Origin of the sequence: Mycolicibacterium confluentis (assembly GCF_010729895.1) — a bacterium.
GTDB lineage: Bacteria > Actinomycetota > Actinomycetes > Mycobacteriales > Mycobacteriaceae > Mycobacterium > Mycobacterium confluentis.
Window position 1 is genome coordinate 3,960,384 of record NZ_AP022612.1, and the last position, 18,649, is coordinate 3,979,032.

Sequence of the window (18,649 nt, forward strand, 5' to 3'; positions counted from 1 at the left end):
TTCCTCTTTCCCGCTAGACCCGGCGCCGCTTGGGCGGACGGCAGCCGTTGTGCGGCTGCGGGGTGACATCGGCAATGGCGCCCACTTCGAGGCCGGCGGCCTGCAGCGAGCGGATGGCGGTCTCACGGCCGGAGCCGGGACCCTTGACGAACACGTCGACCTTCTTCACGCCGTGCTCCTGCGCCTTGCGGGCAGCGTTCTCGGCGGCCAGCTGGGCGGCGAACGGGGTGGACTTACGCGACCCCTTGAAGCCGACATGGCCCGAGGACGCCCACGCGATGACGTTGCCCTGCGGATCGGTGATCGACACGATGGTGTTGTTGAACGTGCTCTTGATGTGAGCAGCGCCGTGCGGGACGTTCTTCTTTTCCTTGCGACGGGCGGTCTTGCCGCGCTTGGCGCCCGCGGCCTTCTTCGGTGGTGCCATCGGGTTACCTAGCCTTCTTCTTGCCGGCGATGGTGCGCTTGGGTCCCTTGCGGGTGCGCGCGTTGGTCTTGGTCCGCTGGCCGCGCACCGGCAGGCCACGGCGGTGCCGCAGGCCCTGGTAGCAGCCGATCTCGATCTTGCGGCGGATATCGGCCTGCACCTCGCGGCGCAGATCGCCCTCCACCTTGAGGTTGCCCTCGATGTAGTCGCGCAGCTGAGTCAGCTGATCATCGGTCAGGTCCTTGGTGCGCAGATCCCGGTCGATACCGGTCGCAGCCAAGATCTCCTGGGAGCGGGTACGGCCAATGCCGTAGATGTAGGTCAGCGCGATCTCCATGCGCTTGTCGCGCGGAAGATCGACGCCCACTAGACGTGCCACAGTGGTGTGTTCCTTTTCTCTGCGGAGGTTTCGTTCCCAGTCCGTTCCCGCCGCTGGCGGGGTCCGGCCTCCGAACCGGACGTGGCTGAGCGGCGTATCCGCTCAGTGGTGCTGGGAGGTCTGCATTCAGTTATGGGGTGTTGCGTGCGTCCGCGACAGCCGAAAGGTGTCAGCCCTGCCGCTGCTTGTGGCGCGGATCGGAGCAGATCACCATGACCCGCCCGTGCCGGCGGATCACCCTGCACTTGTCGCAGATCGGCTTGACGCTCGGGTTGACCTTCACGGCAGTTTCGATCCTTTTGCTCGGTTGTTCTTGGCGTGGTGCGCGGGGTTACTTGTAGCGATACACAATGCGGCCGCGGGACAGGTCATAGGGAGAAAGCTCCACTACGACGCGGTCCTCGGGCAGGATGCGGATGTAGTGCTGCCGCATCTTGCCGCTGATGTGCGCGAGCACCTTGTGTCCGTTCTCAAGCTCAATGCGGAACATCGCATTGGGCAGAGGCTCGACCACGCGGCCCTCGACCTCGATGGCACCGTCTTTCTTGGCCATACTCTTCGGCGATCCTGTCGTCTGGTGTTTCGTATCTTCTGTTGGTTACGTGTCTTCGTGCTTCGCTAGCGCCCGTGCTCGGAGCAGCCTGCGTCCCGACTGAAACAAACGTGAATCTCGTCCGGGAATTCCGAGACTTTCCAGAAAGCACGCAAGAAGTCGGCACGTGAAGCCGCACCGCCGACCAACGATACTCGCTCACACGCCAGGCTCCAAAATTCCCGCCACCGAGCAGGCCCCCGAGGTGCTTGAATCGTCTCACGGAGTTCTACGGGGAGGGGAATCACCGGTGACAGCGGTCTACTTGGCGGCGTTCGCGGTGGGTGGAATCGCGGTTCTGGTCACGCTGCTGCTGACCGATCTGGACTTCGGCGCCACCCATGACGGACTGCCCTTCCTGAGCCTGACGAGCCTCTCGGCCGGTCTGCTCGGGGCGGGCACCGGCGGCCTGGTGGCCGGCTGGGCCGGGGCGGGACGGGTCGGCGCCGGGGTGATCGCCGCGATCAGTGCGGTGGCCCTGATCGCCGCACTGCAGGGTGTGCTGCTGCCCTACCTCCGCCATCAGGAGTCCAATTCCGCGCAGGGCCGGTCCTCCTACATCGGGCGGTTGGGCACCGTGACGCTCGAGGTGCCGCAGGACGGCTGGGGTGAGATCGCGTTCGTCGACGCCGACGGCAACCGGGTCCGGGCCCGCGCCGTCAGCGCCGAACCGTCCGCACTGCCCAAATCCACGCCCGTCTACATCAGCGACGTCGACGCCGACTTCGTCCATGTTGTCGTTGTCCCGGAGCACTAGTTCCAGAGCTCCAGCCGCCGCAGCACCAGCCGTCCAGAGCACGAGCAGTTCCCGAGTACTGACAAGCCAGAAAGGCTCCTCATGTCCAGTCTGCTGATCATCATCGTCGTCGCCGTCGCTGCCCTGCTGCTGTTCGTGGCGCTGCCGCTGATCTACGTCAAGAACTACATCAAGGTGCCGCCGAATGAGGTCGCGGTGTTCACCGGACGCGGCACGCCCAAGGTGGTGCGCGGCGGAGCGAGGTTCCGGATGCCCGGCATCGAGCGCGTCGACATCATGAGTCTGGAACCCTTCAACGTCAGCATCAATCTGCAGAACGCGTTGTCCAACAACGGCGTTCCGGTCAACGTCGAGGCCGTCGGCCTGGTCCGAATCGGGTCGGCCGACGAGGCCGTGCAGACCGCGGTGCAGCGCTTCCTGACCTCCGACTTGAACGAACTGCAGCGCCAGATCAACGAGATCCTGGCCGGCAGCCTGCGCGGCATCACCGCGACCATGACCGTCGAGGACCTCAACTCCAACCGAGACAGCCTGGCACGCAGCGTGGTCGAGGAGGCCGGCGGCGACCTGGCCCGGATCGGCATGGAGGTCGACGTCCTCAAGATCGCAGGCATCTCCGACGCCAACGACTACCTGAAGTCGCTGGGCCAGCGGCGCATCGCCGAGGTCAAGCGCGACGCCACCGTCGGCACCGCCGAGGCCGAACGCGACGCGCAGATCCAGTCGGCCAAGGCCCGCCAGGAGGGCTCGATCGCCCAGGCCGAGGCCGACACGGCGATCGCGACCGCCAACCAGCGCCGCGACGTCGAACTGGCCCGGTTGCGCGCCCAGACCGAGGCCGAGAACGCCCAGGCCGACCAGGCCGGCCCGCTGGCCAACGCCCGCGCGCAGAAGGACGTCGGCATCGCCACCGAGCAGGCCGAGGCGGCCCGGGTGCAGGCCCGTATCGAGGTCGAGCAGCGCCGCGCCGAACAGGCTCAGGCCGCGCTGCAGGCCGACGTCATCGCGCCCGCGGAGGCGCAGCGACAAGCCAACGTCGCGATCGCCGAGGGCCAGCGGCAGGCCGCGATCCTGGCCGCCGAAGCCAACGCCGAGGCCAAGCGGCGCGCCGGTCAGGCCGACGCCGACGCCCGCAAGGCCGCGGCCGACGCACTGCGCGTCGAGCAGCAGGCCGAGGCCGACAGCCTTGCGGCCAAGCTGGTCGCCGAGGCCGCAGGCAAGAAGGAGCTCGCCGACGCACTGCGCGCCGAGCAGCAGGCCGAAGCCGCGGGCATCGAGGCCAAGCTGACGGCCGAGGCCGTCGGCAAGAAGGAGATCGCCGCGGCGCTCAACAGCTACAACGCCGACGCGGCCCGACTGCTGATGCTGCCCGACGTGCTGGCCTCGGTGGTCAAGGCCACCGAAGCCGCCGCCGCCCCGCTGGCGTCGGTGGACAGGCTCTCGATCATCGGCGGCGCCTCCGACGCCCAGGACGCGGTCGGCGCCCTGTTGGGCGTCAGCCCGATCGCGGTCGCCAAGATCGTCGAGAGCCTGCGGGCCTCGGGGATCGACCTGGCCGAGATGCTCACACCGAACTCGCACTCTTCGGCGCAGTGAATTGGTCGGGCCCTGCCAAGAACTCGCAGGACCGCGCATACTTGACTGCGATGACCGCACCCGCCGCCGCGCCTCGCAAACCCATCATCCTCACGGTCGACGACGATCCCGCTGTGTCTCGGGCGGTGGCCCGAGATCTGCGTCGCAAATATGCCGAGACCTATCGGATCGTGCGCGCCGAGAACGGCCCGGACGCGCTGGACACGCTGCGCGAACTGAAGCTGCGCGGCGACACCGTCGCGGTGTTCGTCGCCGACTACCGGATGCCGGCCATGAGCGGCATCGAGTTCCTCGAGGCGGCCATGGACCTGTACCCGATGGCCCGGCGCGTGCTGCTGACCGCGTACGCCGACACACACGCCGCGATCGACGCGATCAACGTCGTCGACCTCGACCACTACCTGCTCAAGCCGTGGGATCCGCCCGAGGAGAAGCTCTACCCCGTCATCGACGCGCTGCTCGAGGCGTGGAACGCCGACGGCGGGCACCCGATGCCGAACACCAAGATCATCGGCCACCGCTACTCGCGGCGGTCCTCGGAGGTCAGGGAGTTCCTGGCCAGCAATCGGCTGCCGTACCACTGGATCTTCGCCGACGACGACGAGGGACACCGCCTGCTGGAGGCCGCGGGTCTCGACGACCGCGCCCTGCCCGTCGTGATCACCGAGACCGGTGAGCCACTGGTCGACCCGTCCAACACCGAGTTGGCGGGCCGACTGGGACTGTCCACCGAACCGCGAGCCGACTTCTACGACCTCGCAGTGATCGGCGGTGGCCCAGGTGGTCTGGCCGCCGCGGTCTACGGCGCCTCCGAGGGCCTGCGGACCGTGCTGATCGAGGCCGTCGCCACCGGCGGACAGGCCGGGCAGAGTTCGCGGATCGAGAACTACCTCGGCTTCCCCGACGGCGTGCGCGGTGATCAACTCGCCGACCGCGCGCGCAGGCAGGCCGAGAAGTTCTCGGCGGACCTCATCACCACGCGGGAGGCCGTCGCGCTGGAACTGCACGGCAACACCCGCACCATCCGGTTCGCCGACGGCGGGTCGCTGGACTGCCGCTCGGTCGTACTGGCCACGGGTGTGTCCTACCGCGAACTCGACGCCGACGGCTGCCACAGCCGTGACGGCGACGACTCCAGCCTGATCGGCCGGGGTGTCTACTACGGGGCCGCCACCTACGTCGCCGCCGAATGCGAGGACCAGGAGGTCTACGTCGTCGGCGGGGCCAACTCGGCCGGGCAGGCCGCAATGAACCTGGCGCGCAAGGCCGCCCGCGTGCACCTCGTGGTCCGCGGCCCGTCGCTGGAGGCCTCGATGTCGTACTACCTGATCCAGCAGATCGAGGCGACGCCCAACATCGAGGTGCACACCAACACCCGGGTGTGCCGGGCCTTCGGCGGCGAGGGGCTGGAGAACCTCACCCTGATCGACGGCACGACCAACCAGACCACCGACGTCGGCTGCACCCAACTGTTCATCTTCATCGGCGCGCAACCGCGCACCGACTGGCTGCCCGACGCCATCGCCCGCGACGACCGCGGTTTCGTGCTGTCGGGCCCCGATCTGAAACCGGACTCCGGGTGGCCGCTGGATCGTCCCCCGCATCACCTGGAGACCAGCGTGCCGGGGGTTTTCGTCGCGGGCGACGTGCGTGCCGAATCCGCGAAGCGGGTGGCCGCGGCGGTCGGCGAAGGGTCGATGGCCGTGATGTTCGTACACCGCTACCTGGCCGAGACCTGAGCCGATGTCCGCCTCATGCCAGCGCGACGAACTGCGCACGCTGTTCCTGTTCGAATCGCTGAGCGACGACCAGCTCGACAGGCTGTGCCGCGACGGCGCCATGGCGACAATCGAGCCCGGCCCGATCTTCGCCGAGGGCGAGCCGGCGACATGCCTGTACGTGCTGCTCGAGGGTGAGATCGCGTTGTCGAAGCGGTCCGGCGGCGCAGACATCGAGACCCTGCGGTCCTCGCAGCGCGGCGCCTACCTGGGCGCATGGTCGGCGTTCCTGGAGGACGCGCAGACCTACGAGGTCTCGGCGCGCGCGATCCGCCCGTGCCGGATGTTCGTCCTGGACGCCACCTGCCTCGGCGAGTTCATGCGCACCGAATTCCCGATGGCCTGCCACTTCCTGGTGGGCCAGTCCGTCGGCAGATTCCGCCAGAGCCGCATCCTCGGACCACATGACCGGCTGATCCAGTTGGGACAGCTGACCGCCGGGCTCACCCACGAACTCAACAACCCCGCGGCGGCCGCCGTGCGCGCCACCGCAGAACTGCGCTCACGCATCGCGAGCCTGCGCCACAAACTCAGTCTGCTCGCCGACGGTTCGATCGATCGCGAGGCGATGTCCGATCTGGTGCAGATCTCCGACGAAGTGGCCGAACTGATCACCAAATCGCACGATCTGACGCCGCTGCAGAAGTCCGATCGCGAGGATGAGATCGGCGCCTGGCTCCAGCAGCGCGGCATCGACCGGGCCTGGCAGTTGGCCCCGACCTACGCCGAAGCCGGCCTGGACACCGATCACCTCGAGCAGATCGTGGCCACCCTGGCCCACCATCCGGGTGCCGACGCCTCGGCCGTGCTGCGCGGCGCTGTCGAGTGGTTGACCTGCACCATCGAAGCCGAACTGCTGATGGCCGAGATCACCGACGCCACCACGCGGGTGTCGGATCTGGTCGAGCAGACCAAGCAGTACACGCAGCTGGACCGCGCGCCGTTCGACTACGCCGACGTCCATGGCCTGTTGTCGACCACGGTCGGCATGCTCGCGCACCGCCTCGGCACCGATATCGCGGTGGTGACGGATTTCGACGCCACCCTGCCGCCCCTGCCGTGCTGGCCGGCCGAACTCAACCAGGTCTGGACCAATCTGATCGACAATGCCGCCACCGCCATGCGCGGCGGGGGCACGCTGACGCTGCGCACCCTGCACCAGGGGGACATGGCCCGCGTCGAGGTGTGCGACGACGGTCCCGGCGTCCCCGACGACCTGCGGGAGCGCATCTTCGACCCGTTCTTCACCACCAAGCCGATCGGAGAGGGCGTCGGCCTGGGGCTGGACCTCGCGGCCCGGGTCGTGGACAAGCACGGCGGCAGCCTCTGGGTGGAATCCGCACCAGGCGATACGCGTTTCATCACAGTGTTGCCGCTGACCCTGCCCTTCTCCGACACCGACACCGCCATCTAAGGAAGGACTCCTCATGGGCCATGAATGCCTTCCCGAGGAACTGCGGTCACTGTTCCTGTTCGAGGCACTGTCGGACACACAGCTGGAAACGCTGTGCAAGGACGGCCACATCGCGCTCTTCGAACCCGGGCCGATCTGCGTCGAGGGTGAACCGGCGACGTGTTTCTACGTGCTGCTCGACGGCGAACTGGTGATGTCGAAGCGGTCCGGCGGCGACGACATCGAAACCCAGCGCACCTCCCAGCGCGGCGTGTACTGCGGCGCGTGGGGCGCCTACGTCGAGGGCATCCCCCACGTCTACGAGTCCTCGGTGCGGGTGACACGGCCGTCGAAGTTCTTCGTGCTCGACGCCTCGGCGTTCGCGCGGTTCGTCAAGTCCGAGTTCCCGATGGCCGTGCACCTGCTCGAGGGGCTCAAGGTCGGCGGCCTGCGTCAGCGCCAGATCCTCGGCCAGCGGGAGAAGCTGCTGGCCCTCGGTCAGCTCTCGGCCGGCCTCACCCATCAGCTGAACAATCCCGCCGCGGCGACCGGACGCGCCGTCGCCGACCTGCGGGACCGGGTCGGCAAGATGCGGTTCAAGCTCGCGATGCTGGCCGACGGCAAGTTCACCCCGAACGCGATGCGCGCGCTGCTGCAGATCCAGGACGAGGTGGCCGAGCACGTGGCCAAGTCCAAGGGACAGGAACTGACGGCGCTGGAGACGGCCGACCGCGAGGACCAGCTGGGTCAGTGGCTCGAGGACCACGAGATCGAGGCGGCCTGGGACTACGCGCCGACGTTCGTCGAGGCCGGCCTGGACACCGACTGGCTGGAACGGGTCTCGGCCACTGTCGACGGTACCGACGACTCCGCGACGCTGCGCGGCGCCGTCGGCTGGATGAAGTACACGATCGACGCCGAACTGCTGATGAATCAGATCGCCGAGGCCAGCAAGCGCATCTCGGCACTGCTCGCGGGCGCCAAGCAGTACTCCCAGATGGACCGCGCGCCGTACGCGCCGACCGATGTGCACGAACTGCTGCACAGCACGCTGATGATGTTCGGCGACAAGATCGGCAAGGACAAGCCGGTGCAGTTGGTCAAGGAGTACGACAAGTCGCTGCCGCAGCTCCTCTGCTATCCCGGCGATCTCAACCAGGTGTGGACCAACATCATCGACAACGCCATTCAGGCGATGGACGGCCACGGCACGCTCACGGTGCGCACCGCACGCGAGAGTGAGGACATGGTCCGGATCGAGATCTGCGACGACGGTCCCGGCATCCCCGAGGACGTGCGCGAGCGGATCTTCGAGCCGTTCTTCACCACCAAGCCGTTCGGCGAGGGCACCGGGCTGGGCCTGGACCTGGCCTGGCGCGTCGTCGCCGAAAAGCACCACGGCAACATCCGAGTCGAGTCCGTCCCGGGTGACACCCGGTTCATCATCCTGCTGCCGCAGCAGGCCCCGGCGCCCGAAGTCGCGCCACCCAGCGAGATCACTCCGGAACAACCGTCCGGTCCAGTGGGGTTGCAAGCGCCATGACCGGTAAACCAGATCTCGGCCGTTACGGCGTCTTCGGCCACTTCACGCAGTTTCAGCAGCTCTCCCCCGACGAGCTGAAGAGCATCGAGGCCCTCGGCTACGGCGCGATCTGGGGCGGTGGGTCCCCGCCGGCCGAGTTGGACTGGGTCGAACCACTGCTCGCCGCGACCGAAACCCTCACGGTCGCCACCGGAATCGTCAACATCTGGTCTGCGGCGGCAGGCCCGGTCGCCGAATCCTTCCACCGCATCGACACCGCCCACCCCGGCCGCTTCCTGCTGGGCATCGGCGTCGGACACCCCGAGGCACTCGCGGAGTACCGCAAGCCCCTCGACGCTCTGGGCGCCTATCTCGACGAACTCGACACCCACGGCGTGCCCAAGGATCGCCGCGTGATTGCCGCGCTCGGTCCGCGGGTACTAGAGCTTTCGGCGCAGCGCAGCGCCGGCGCACACCCGTACCTGACCACACCCGAACACACCGCATGGGCCCGCGAGATCCTGGGTCCGTCAGCCTTCCTGGCTCCCGAGCACAAGGCCGTGCTGACCACCGATGCCGACGTGGCCCGCACCGCGGGCCGCAAGACCCTGGACATCTACTTGAATCTGAAGAACTACGTGAGCAACTGGAAGCGACTGGGCTTCACCGACGCAGACGTGGCCAAGCCGGGCTCGGACGCGCTGGTCGACGCCGTCGTCGCTTACGGGACGGCCGAACAGATCGCGCAGCGCCTGCAGCAGCATCTGGCCGCCGGCGCGGATCACGTACCTGTCCAGGTGCTCACCGGCCGTGACACGCTGGTCTCCGCGCTCACCGAACTGGCCGGCCCACTGGGCCTTCGCGCCTGACGCCGACGAGAGGACTCCCATGACCGACCCAGTGGCACTCAAACCCGATCTCGGCTTCTTCGGCGTGTGGACCGCGGGCCCGGTGACTCCCGACGAGGCCGTCGAGATCGAACGGTTGGGCTACGGCGCGGTGTGGGTCGGCGCCTCACCGGCCGCCGACCTGTCGTTCGTCGAGCCGATCCTGGAGAAGACACAGGCCCTGCAGGTCGCGACGGGCATCGTCAACATCTGGTCGGCGCCGGCCGACGAGGTCGCCGACTCCTACCACCGCATCGAAAAGGCTTATCCGGGCAGGTTTCTGCTGGGCGTCGGGGTGGGCCACCCTGAGCACACGCAGGAGTACACCAAACCGTACGACGCCCTGGTGGCCTACCTCGACGCGCTGGACGCCAAGACCGTGCCTACCAGTCGGCGGGTCCTGGCCGCCCTCGGACCGAAGGTGCTCAAGCTGGCCCGTGATCGCAGCGCGGGCGCGCACCCCTATCTGACGACGCCCGAGCACACGGTGCAGGCCCGCGAGCTTGTGGGCAACACGGTCTTCCTGGCACCCGAGCACAAGGTGGTGCTCACCACCGACGCAGCCGCGGCGCGCGAACTCGGCCGCCAGACGGTCGACTTCTACCTCGGTCTGTCCAACTACGTGAACAACTGGAAGCGCCTGGGATTCAGCGACGCTGACGTCGAACGGCCCGGCAGCGACAAGCTCATCGACGCGGTCGTCGCGCACGGCACCACCGATGCGATCGCGGCCCGGCTCACCGAGCATCTGGAATCCGGGGCCGACCACGTCGCGATCCAGGTGCTCGGTGATCGTGACCGCCTGCTGCCCACTCTGGCCGAACTGGCCGGGGCACTGGGGTTGTCCCGAGTCGCCGGATAGGCTTTCGGCCATGCGTCTGCTGGTGACCGGCGGCGCCGGGTTCATCGGCGCCAACTTCGTGCACAGCACTGTGCGCGACCATCCCGAGGACGTCGTGACGGTCGTCGACGCCCTGACCTACGCGGGCAGTCGGGAGTCGCTGCGCGGCGTCGAGGATTCCATCGAGTTGGTCGAGGGCGACATCGCCGACGTCGACGTCATCGACCCCCTGGTCGCGGCCGCCGACGCGGTGGTGCACTTCGCGGCCGAGACCCATGTCGACAACGCGCTGGCCGACCCGCGACCGTTCCTGCACTCCAACGTCACGGGCACGTTCGCGGTGCTCGAGGCCGTCCGCAGGCATGGCGTCCGCCTGCACCACGTCTCGACCGACGAGGTGTACGGCGATCTCGAACTCGACGGTCCGACGCGCTTCACCGAGGCCACCCCCTACAACCCGTCGAGCCCGTACTCGGCCACCAAAGCCGCGGCCGACATGCTGGTCCGGGCCTGGGTCCGGTCCTTTTGTGTGCACGCCACGATCTCGAACTGCTCCAACAACTTCGGCCCCTATCAGCACATCGAGAAGTTCATCCCGCGCCAGATCACCAACATCCTCACCGGGCGGCGGCCCAAGCTCTACGGCACGGGCGCCAATGTGCGCGACTGGATCCATGTCGACGACCACAACAGCGCGGTGCGGGCCATTCTGGAGCGCGGCGAGGCGGGCCGCACCTACCTGATCGGCGCCGACAACGAACAGTCGAACCTGGCTGTGCTCCAGTCACTCCTGGCGATCATGGGTCGCGACCCCGACGACTTCGACCACGTGACCGACCGCAGCGGGCACGACCTGCGCTACGCGATCGACCCGTCGACCCTGCGCGACGAACTGGGGTGGACGCCGGCGCGCACCGACTTCACCGAGGCGCTGCGCGAGACCGTCGAGTGGTACCGCACCCATCCCGACTGGTGGGCACCGCTGAAGGACGCCACCGAGTCCTCCTACTCCAAGCGCGGTCAGTGACATGAGTTATCGCGAACTGTCGATCCCCGGGGCCTTCGAGATCACCCCGAGGCTGCACACCGATTCCCGTGGTGTGTTCTTCGAGTGGTTCACCGACCCCGAGTTTCAGCAGTTGGCCGGGCATCGGTTCGACCTGCGCCAGGCCAACTGCTCGGTGTCCTCGGCCGGCGTGCTGCGCGGCCTGCATTTTGCGCAACTGCCGCCCGGACAGGCCAAGTACGTCACGTGCGTGCGTGGGTCGGTGTTCGACGTCGTGGTGGACATCCGCATCGGGTCGCCCACCTACGGCCGTTGGGACGCAGTGACTTTGGACGAGCGGGCGCGCAACTCGGTGTACCTGGCCGAGGGATTGGCGCATGGCTTTCTGGCCCTGCAGGACGATTCGACGGTCATGTACCTGTGCTCGTCCGGCTACGACCCGCAGCGCGAGCACACCATCTCCCCCATCGACCCGGCGATCGGCATCGACTGGCCCGACACGGTGTTCGGGTCGGTCTCGACGCTGTCGGAGCGGGACCGGGCCGCGCCGACGCTGGCCGAGGCCGCCGCCGCGGGACTGCTGCCCACCTGGGAGGAGCCCCAGCGCGGCTAGTGCACCTGCCGCGCCAGGGCCGCCACCAGGGCGTCGTCGAGGTGTTCGACCGCGCCGTAGTCCACGGTGTTGATCGCCGCGACGAGGTCGGGGGCGTCGACGATCACGGTGGCGCCGGAGTACAGCGCGAACGGCCTGGGCAGACCGTTGTAACCGCCGTCGGCCGCCGCCGAGTCGGTGCGCACCACGACCCGCACATCCGTGCGGATGTCGTTGATCGACGCGGCATCCGGCAGCACACGCACGTCCCCGACGTCGGTGCCCGTGGGCTTAAGCGCAGCGGAGTAGACGAAGCCCAGGCCCTCGAGGTAGGCCGCGATCGGGGCATCCGCCAGCACGACCGAGAGCCCCGAATCCGCGACGAGCAGCACCTCGATGTTCTTTCCCGCGAAGGCCGGGTGGGCCGCCCGGATCTCGGCCTGCCGGTCGTCGGCGGCGGCGATCAACCGCTCCGCCTCGCCCGTGCGCCCCAGCATGCGGCCGATCCACGTGAGCTGATCACGCCACGTCCACGTCTCACCGTTGACGGGGCGCGTCACGGTCGGGGCGATGCGGGCGAGTTCGGCGTAGGTGTCGTCGTCGATGCTGCCGGTGTCGATGATGAGGTCGGGTTTGGCCGCGGAGACCGTCGCGGTGTCGATCGAAGCCAGCACCGCCGGATCTCCCGTGACCCGCCCGGCGTCCCAGCTCGGCAGGCGACCACCGGGGGCGACGATCGCGACAGGCTGGACCCCGAGCGCCAGCACGGCGCCGCCGTCACCGGGTCCGAGCGCGGCGACCGCATGCGGTTCGGTGGCGACCTCGGTGCTGCCGTGTTGGTGTTGAAGGGTCTGCGGCGTGAAGCCGCCCTCCTGGCCGTTCGGCCAGAGAAAGGCGGTGCCCGCGACCACGGCCACCACGAGCGCGGCGGCCACGGCCGCCCACGGCCAGCGCCGCCGCCGGGGAGGCGACTGTGGCGGCGGAGATTGGGCCGGCTGCGGTGGCGGCGACTGGTGTGGTGGCGGGGGCGCGAAGTGCGGCTGAAGATGCGGTTGTGAGTGCGACTGCGGGCGCGCGTCGGTGGGATAGGTGATCGCGCGGTCCGTGAATGTGGGCGCCGGGGTGTTCCACGGGGCGGTGGGCGCGACCGGGGGTTGCACGGTCCCCGACACCGGGCCCGCCCCCGACACATAAGGCGGCAGCGGCGCAGACCCGCCCTGCAGCACGGCCGCTGCCGCATCGGTGAACTCGCGGGCGGTCTGACAGCGCTCGTCCGGGTTCTTCGCCATGCCGCGGGCGAACACCGCGTCGATCGCGGGCGGCAGATGCGGCACGTGATCGGTCAGCCTCGGGATGGGCTGGTAGAGGTGGGCGGCCATCACCGCGTGCATGCCCCCGGCCGACGCGTATGGCGTCTTTCCCGTCAGCAGCATGAACAGCGAGCACGCCAGGGCGTAGATGTCGGCGCGGCCGTCGATGCGACCACCGGAGAGTGATTCAGGCGCGGCGTAGGCGACGGTCGCCATGACCGTCCCGGTCATCGTCAGATTCTCGCTGTCGTCGAGTGCCCGCGCGATGCCGAAGTCGGCCAGCAGTGCGCGCTCACCGTCGGGGTCGAGCAGGAAGTTGGCGGGTTTGACGTCGCGGTGCACCAGATTGCGCCGATGCGCGTAGTCCAGGGCCTTGGCCACGTCGCCGGTGATCTGCAGGGCCCGGTTCACCGTCATGCGGTTCTCCTGCAGTTCCTTGAGCGCGTCGCTGCCCGCGACGTACTGCATGGCGATCCACAGGTGGCCGTCGTCGCTCTCCCCGCGGGTGTAGACCGTGACGATGTTCGGGTGGTCGAGCGTGGCGGCCAGATCGGCCTCGCGCTGGAAGCGCGTGCGGAACGCGGGGTCGCTGGACAGCTCGCCGCTGAGCACCTTGAGCGCGTCCTGACGCGGCAGCACCGGATTGGCGGCCAGGTAGACCGTGCCCATTCCGCCGGCGCCGAGAACCTTGAGGATGCGGTACCCCGACACCAGGGTGCCTTCGCTGAATGCCATCGACGTTCAGCTTATGGGGCCGACGCGCCACTGCACCGGCTTGCCGGAATCGGACTCTTGCGTCCGGGCGAGCCAATTTACTAGGATATCCAAGTATCTCCCCCCATCACCGACTTCCCTGGGACTTCTCATGACCACACAGATTCCGCATTTCATCGACGGTCGCCGCAGCACGCTCGCCTCCACGCGCACCGCCGACGTGTTCAACCCCAGCACCGGTGAGGTGCAGGCCCAGGTGCTGCTGGCATCGGCCGCCGACGTCGACACCGCGGTGGCCTCGGCCGTCGAGGCGCAGAAGGAGTGGGGCGCATGGAACCCGCAGCGCCGCGCCCGCGTGATGATGAAGTTCGTCGAACTGGTCAACGCCAACGTCGACGAGCTGGCCGAACTGCTCTCGATCGAGCACGGCAAGACCGTCGCGGACTCCAAGGGCGACATCCAGCGCGGCGTCGAGGTCATCGAGTTCGCGATCGGCATCCCGCACCTGCTCAAGGGTGAGTTCACCGAGGGCGCGGGCACCGGCATCGATGTCTACTCGATCCGCCAGCCGCTCGGCGTCGTCGCCGGCATCACGCCGTTCAACTTCCCGGCGATGATCCCGCTGTGGAAGGCCGGCCCCGCGCTGGCGTGCGGAAACGCCTTCATCCTCAAGCCGTCCGAGCGCGACCCCTCGGTCCCGCTGCGCCTGGCCGAACTGTTCCTCGAGGCCGGCCTGCCCGCCGGCGTGTTCCAGGTCGTCCAGGGCGACAAGGAGGCCGTCGACGCCATCCTGACGCACCCGGACATCCAGGCCGTCGGCTTCGTCGGCAGCTCCGACATCGCGCAGTACATCTACTCCACCGCGGCTGCGCACGGGAAGCGTTCGCAGTGCTTCGGTGGCGCCAAGAACCACATGATCATCCTGCCCGACGCCGACCTCGACCAGGCCGTCGACGCGTTGATCGGCGCCGGCTACGGCAGCGCCGGTGAGCGGTGCATGGCCATCAGCGTCGCCGTCCCGGTGGGCAAAGAAACTGCGGACCGCCTCCGAAACAAGCTTGTCGAGCGCGTCAAGCAGCTGCGCGTGGGCCACAGCCTGGACCCCAAGGCCGACTACGGCCCACTGGTCACCGGCGCCGCACTCGAGCGGGTCCGCGACTACATCAACCAGGGCGTCGAGGCCGGCGCCGAGGTCGTGGTCGACGGACGCGAGCGCGCCACCGACGAACTCACCTTCGACGACCAGAGCCTCGAGGGCGGCTACTTCATCGGCCCCACCCTCTTCGACCACGTCACCACCGACATGTCGATCTACACCGACGAGATCTTCGGTCCGGTGCTGTGCATCGTCCGCGCCGAGGACTACGAAGAGGCGTTGAGCCTGCCCACCAAGCACGAGTACGGCAACGGCGTCGCGATCTTCACCCGCGACGGTGACGCCGCCCGCGACTTCGTCTCCCGCGTGCAGGTCGGCATGGTCGGCGTGAACGTGCCGATCCCGGTTCCGGTGGCCTACCACACCTTCGGCGGCTGGAAGCGGTCCGGCTTCGGCGATCTCAACCAGCACGGCCCGGCGTCGATCCAGTTCTACACCAAGGTCAAGACCGTCACCGAGCGGTGGCCGTCGGGCATCAAGGATGGCGCGGAATTCGTCATCCCGACAATGAAGTAGGTCGGAGATCGTGTTCGAACCAGACGACGACGAGCGCGTCATCGCAGAAACCGCTGCTGCGTTCGCCGCCAAACGCCTTGCGCCGCATGCCCTGGACTGGGATGCCGAGAAGCACTTCCCCGTCGACGCCCTGCGCGAGGCCGCGGAACTGGGTATGGGTGCCATCTACTGTTCCGAAGAGGTCGGAGGAAGCGGGCTGCGTCGCCTTGACGCGGTCCGCATCTTCGAGGAACTCGCGGCGGCCGATCCGGCCATCGCGTCCTTCATCTCCATCCACAACATGTGCGCATGGATGGTGGACACGTACGGCACCGGAGAACAGCGCAAGACGTGGGTGCCCAAGCTCGCCTCGATGGAGAGCATCGCCAGCTACTGCCTGACCGAACCCGGTGCCGGATCGGACGCCTCGGCGCTGCGCACCCGCGCCGTCCGCGACGGTGACGGATACGTGCTCGACGGCGTCAAGCAGTTCATCTCCGGCGCAGGCACCTCCGATCTCTACGTGGTGATGGCCCGCACCGGAGGCGAAGGCCCGCGCGGCATCTCGGCCTTCGTCGTCGAAAAGGACACCCCGGGACTGAGTTTCGGGCCCAACGAGGCCAAGATGGGCTGGAACGCGCAGCCCACCGCCCAGGTCATCTTCGAGAAGGTGCGGGTTCCGGCCGACGCCCTGCTCGGCGGCGCCGAAGGTGAGGGCGCGGGCTTCGGCATCGCGATGAACGGGCTCAACGGCGGTCGCATCAACATCGCGGCCTGCTCGCTCGGCGGTGCCCGCACGGCGTACGAGAAGGCCGCGGCCTACGTGCGGGACCGGGAGGCCTTCGGCGGATCTCTCATCGACGAGCCCACCATCAGGTTCACCCTCGCCGATATGGCGACGGCCCTGGAGACGTCCCGGATCATGTTGTGGCGCGCCGCGTCCGCGCTCGACGCCGGGGCGGCCGACAAGGTCGAACTGTGCGCCATGGCCAAGCGCTACGTCACCGACTCCTGCTACGACGTCGCCGACTCCGCACTGCAGTTGCACGGCGGCTACGGATATCTGAAGGAATACGGGCTGGAGAAGATCGTCCGGGATCTGCGGGTGCACCGAATCCTGGAGGGCACCAACGAAATCATGCGTGTGGTCATCGGACGGGCCGCCGCGGCCCGGGCCCGCGCCAGTGCATAGAAGGGATCCATCGTGACCACTGTCGCTTTCCTGGGACTCGGCCATATGGGCGGCCCGATGGCCGCCAACCTGACCGGCGCCGGCCTGGCCGTGCACGGCTTCGACCCCGTCGCCGCTCTCAAGGATGCGGCCGCCGCCAACGGTGCGTCGGTCTTCGACACCGGTGCGGCGGCGGTGGCCGACGCCGACGTCGTGATCACGTCACTGCCCAATGGCGCGGTGGTCAAGTCGGTCTACGCCGAGATCCTGCCCGCGGCCAAACCCGGCACGCTGCTCATCGACACGTCGACCATCTCGGTGGACGACGCCCGTGAGATCCATCGGCAGGCCACCGACGCGGGCATGGCGCAGATCGATGCGCCTGTCTCGGGTGGCATCAAGGGCGCGACGGCGGGCACGCTGGCGTTCATGGTCGGCGGCGAGGACGCCGACGTCGAACGGGCCCGGCCGATTCTGGATCCCATGGCGGGCAAGATCATCCACTGTGGCGCCTCGGGCGCCGGCCAGGCCGCGAAACTGTGCAACAACATGGTGCTCGCGGTGCAGCAGATCGCGGTGGGTGAGGCGTTCGTCCTCGCCGAGAAACTGGGCCTGCCCGCGCAGTCGCTGTTCGACGTCATCACCGGCGCCACCGGCAACTGCTGGTCCGTGCACACCAACTGCCCCGTCCCCGGCCCCGTTCCGACGTCACCGGCCAACAACGACTTCAAGCCCGGCTTCGCCACGGCCCTGATGAACAAGGACCTGGGCCTGGCGATGGATGCCGTGAAGTCGAGCGGATCGACCGCGCCGCTGGGCACCCACGCCGCCGAGATCTACGCCAAGTTCAACGAGGACCACTCGGACTTGGACTTCAGCGCCGTCATCGAACTGCTCAGGCAGGGCTAGACCGGATCACCCCGGCGTTCACCCAGTCGGGTCGGCCTTCGCGACGGCCGACCCGATTGGCCGCGGCGGCCACCGGTTCGACCACCGTCGACAGCAGCACCACGAGCCCGGCAGCCGCGACGGCAAGGGCCGCGACGCGGCGGTCGGCCACCAGTGCGGCGCACTCCCCCGCGTAGTCGCTCGCGACGAACGCCGGACCGGCCAGCGCGCGTTGCTGGGCGTTGAGGGCGTCCATCCGCTGCGCGACGGAGGCATCCGCGCCCCACCCGGTACCGCAGCCGATCCGGAACCCGCCGCGGTCCACCGCGCCGAGTTGCAACGGGAGAAACAGCGCCAGCAGCGCCCCAAGAACCGCAGCCGCCCCGAGCAGTCTCAATCCTGCGAACACCGGCCTACCCACCCCAATAGCCCCAGACACCAGCGAACCTTTCTACATAGCTCTCCGCAGACTCGCGGTCAGAGCCAGCAACGTGACGTGTCAGGACTTTATGCAAACCAGCGCGGTTTTACCAGCGAATGGCGAAGAATGTGACCCGCCACTCACCGCGATGTCCACGGGCATCAGAATGTGCTCAGCTACGTGTTTGCGAAACGTTGCGCCGGAGTTCACCCGCACGCGTCAGAAGTCGCCCGCGTGCCTGCGCAGGGTCTCGATCGAACCCGACAGCGCGGCGGTCTCCTCGGGTGAGATCCCGATGTCCGCGAAAACCTTCTCGTTCAGCGTCACGGTCGCGTCTTCCACCGTCGACCGACCGAGATCGGTGATCTCCACCAGCGTGGTGCGACCGTCGGTGGGGTGCGGCACCCGGCGCACCAGCCCACCGGCCTCCAACCGCCGAATGGCATGCGTGACGCTCGTGACGTGCACCTGAAGCCGGTCCGAGGCCTTGGTGATCGGCAGGGCCCCGTTGCGGCTGAAGGCCAGCAGTCGCAGCAGCTCGAACCGGGAGAAGCTCAGATCGTATGGGCGCAGCGCATTCTCGACCCGGGCCAGCAGAATCTGGTGGGCCCGCATGACCGACGTGACCGCCACCATGCCGTCGGCGACATCGCCCCAGCCAGCCCGCTCCCAATTGAAGCGGGCCTGGGCGATCGGATCGGGCGGCTCGGCGGTCTCGGCCATC

General features: G+C 68.3%; 19 protein-coding genes. 12 read left to right on the forward strand and 7 right to left on the reverse strand.

Features of this window, described 5'->3' with window-relative positions:
- Positions 1–13: 13 nt before the first annotated feature.
- The 4 genes from rpsK to infA form a co-directional block, all read right to left on the reverse strand.
- Positions 14–427, reverse strand: a complete 414-nt coding sequence (gene rpsK, locus G6N34_RS18645) for a 30S ribosomal protein S11 (protein WP_085149513.1) — start codon at positions 425–427, stop codon at positions 14–16.
- 4 nt (positions 428–431) lie between these two features.
- The gene (gene rpsM, locus G6N34_RS18650; protein WP_068252661.1) at positions 432–806 is read right to left on the reverse strand and encodes a 30S ribosomal protein S13; all 375 of its coding nucleotides are present in this window, start codon (positions 804–806) and stop codon (positions 432–434) included.
- Positions 807–975: 169 nt separating this feature from the next.
- Positions 976–1,089 (reverse strand): 50S ribosomal protein L36, encoded by a 114-nt coding sequence (gene rpmJ / locus G6N34_RS18655; protein WP_003879483.1) that lies wholly within the window; start codon positions 1,087–1,089, stop codon positions 976–978.
- 48 nt (positions 1,090–1,137) lie between these two features.
- A complete protein-coding gene (gene infA, locus G6N34_RS18660; protein WP_003418601.1) occupies positions 1,138–1,359 on the reverse strand; it encodes a translation initiation factor IF-1 in 222 nt (73 codons plus the stop codon).
- 289 nt (positions 1,360–1,648) lie between these two features.
- On the opposite strand from infA, the gene G6N34_RS18665 reads away from it, so the two are divergent.
- The 9 genes from G6N34_RS18665 to rfbC all read left to right on the forward strand — a co-directional run bounded on the left by G6N34_RS18665 (position 1,649) and on the right by rfbC (position 11,791).
- Positions 1,649–2,155, forward strand: coding sequence for an NfeD family protein (locus G6N34_RS18665; protein WP_085149516.1), 507 nt, complete (start codon positions 1,649–1,651; stop codon positions 2,153–2,155).
- Between the two features lie 81 nt (positions 2,156–2,236).
- The gene (locus tag G6N34_RS18670; protein WP_085149519.1) at positions 2,237–3,751 is read left to right on the forward strand and encodes a flotillin family protein; all 1,515 of its coding nucleotides are present in this window, start codon (positions 2,237–2,239) and stop codon (positions 3,749–3,751) included.
- Positions 3,752–3,801: 50 nt separating this feature from the next.
- The gene (locus tag G6N34_RS18675) at positions 3,802–5,490 is read left to right on the forward strand and encodes an NAD(P)/FAD-dependent oxidoreductase (protein WP_085149522.1); all 1,689 of its coding nucleotides are present in this window, start codon (positions 3,802–3,804) and stop codon (positions 5,488–5,490) included.
- Between the two features lie 4 nt (positions 5,491–5,494).
- The gene (locus G6N34_RS18680) at positions 5,495–6,943 is read left to right on the forward strand and encodes a sensor histidine kinase (RefSeq protein WP_085149525.1); all 1,449 of its coding nucleotides are present in this window, start codon (positions 5,495–5,497) and stop codon (positions 6,941–6,943) included.
- A 13-nt stretch (positions 6,944–6,956) separates the two neighbouring features.
- The gene (locus G6N34_RS18685; RefSeq protein ID WP_085149528.1) at positions 6,957–8,465 is read left to right on the forward strand and encodes an ATP-binding protein; all 1,509 of its coding nucleotides are present in this window, start codon (positions 6,957–6,959) and stop codon (positions 8,463–8,465) included.
- The gene (locus tag G6N34_RS18690) at positions 8,462–9,313 is read left to right on the forward strand and encodes an LLM class F420-dependent oxidoreductase (protein ID WP_085149531.1); all 852 of its coding nucleotides are present in this window, start codon (positions 8,462–8,464) and stop codon (positions 9,311–9,313) included. The genes G6N34_RS18685 and G6N34_RS18690 overlap by 4 nt, the downstream gene beginning before the upstream one ends.
- Positions 9,314–9,332: 19 nt before the next feature.
- Positions 9,333–10,193, forward strand: coding sequence for an LLM class F420-dependent oxidoreductase (locus G6N34_RS18695; RefSeq protein WP_085149534.1), 861 nt, complete (start codon positions 9,333–9,335; stop codon positions 10,191–10,193).
- 10 nt (positions 10,194–10,203) lie between these two features.
- Entirely contained in the window at positions 10,204–11,199 is a 996-nt protein-coding gene (gene rfbB, locus G6N34_RS18700) for a dTDP-glucose 4,6-dehydratase (protein WP_085149537.1), read from the forward strand.
- A gap of 1 nt (position 11,200) precedes the next feature.
- Positions 11,201–11,791: a dTDP-4-dehydrorhamnose 3,5-epimerase gene (gene rfbC, locus G6N34_RS18705; protein ID WP_085149540.1), complete on the forward strand. Its 591-nt coding sequence runs from the start codon at positions 11,201–11,203 to the stop codon at positions 11,789–11,791.
- Here the strand turns inward: rfbC and G6N34_RS18710 are convergent.
- A complete protein-coding gene (locus G6N34_RS18710; protein ID WP_085149543.1) occupies positions 11,788–13,815 on the reverse strand; it encodes a serine/threonine-protein kinase in 2,028 nt (675 codons plus the stop codon). The two genes, rfbC and G6N34_RS18710, sit on opposite strands and share 4 nt — an antisense overlap.
- A gap of 130 nt (positions 13,816–13,945) precedes the next feature.
- Here G6N34_RS18710 and G6N34_RS18715 point away from each other — a divergent pair, with 130 nt between their 5' ends.
- Genes G6N34_RS18715 through mmsB form a run of 3 tightly spaced genes read left to right on the forward strand, consistent with a single transcriptional unit; the run spans position 13,946 to position 17,525 of the window.
- Complete coding sequence (locus tag G6N34_RS18715) at positions 13,946–15,466, forward strand: CoA-acylating methylmalonate-semialdehyde dehydrogenase (protein ID WP_085149546.1); 1,521 nt, start codon at positions 13,946–13,948, stop codon at positions 15,464–15,466.
- Positions 15,467–15,476: 10 nt separating this feature from the next.
- Positions 15,477–16,637, forward strand: a complete 1,161-nt coding sequence (locus G6N34_RS18720; protein WP_085149549.1) for an acyl-CoA dehydrogenase family protein — start codon at positions 15,477–15,479, stop codon at positions 16,635–16,637.
- 12 nt (positions 16,638–16,649) lie between these two features.
- Positions 16,650–17,525, forward strand: coding sequence for a 3-hydroxyisobutyrate dehydrogenase (gene mmsB, locus G6N34_RS18725; RefSeq protein ID WP_085149552.1), 876 nt, complete (start codon positions 16,650–16,652; stop codon positions 17,523–17,525).
- On the opposite strand, the gene G6N34_RS18730 is transcribed toward mmsB, so the two are convergent.
- Together G6N34_RS18730 and G6N34_RS18735 are read right to left on the reverse strand one after the other, a co-directional pair.
- Positions 17,512–17,913: a hypothetical protein gene (locus tag G6N34_RS18730; protein WP_085149554.1), complete on the reverse strand. Its 402-nt coding sequence runs from the start codon at positions 17,911–17,913 to the stop codon at positions 17,512–17,514. The two genes, mmsB and G6N34_RS18730, sit on opposite strands and share 14 nt — an antisense overlap.
- Before the next feature lie 231 nt (positions 17,914–18,144).
- On the reverse strand, positions 18,145–18,648 hold the full coding sequence (locus tag G6N34_RS18735) for a MarR family winged helix-turn-helix transcriptional regulator (RefSeq protein ID WP_068246448.1): 504 nt from the start codon (positions 18,646–18,648) through the stop codon (positions 18,145–18,147).
- Position 18,649 lies beyond the last annotated feature (1 nt).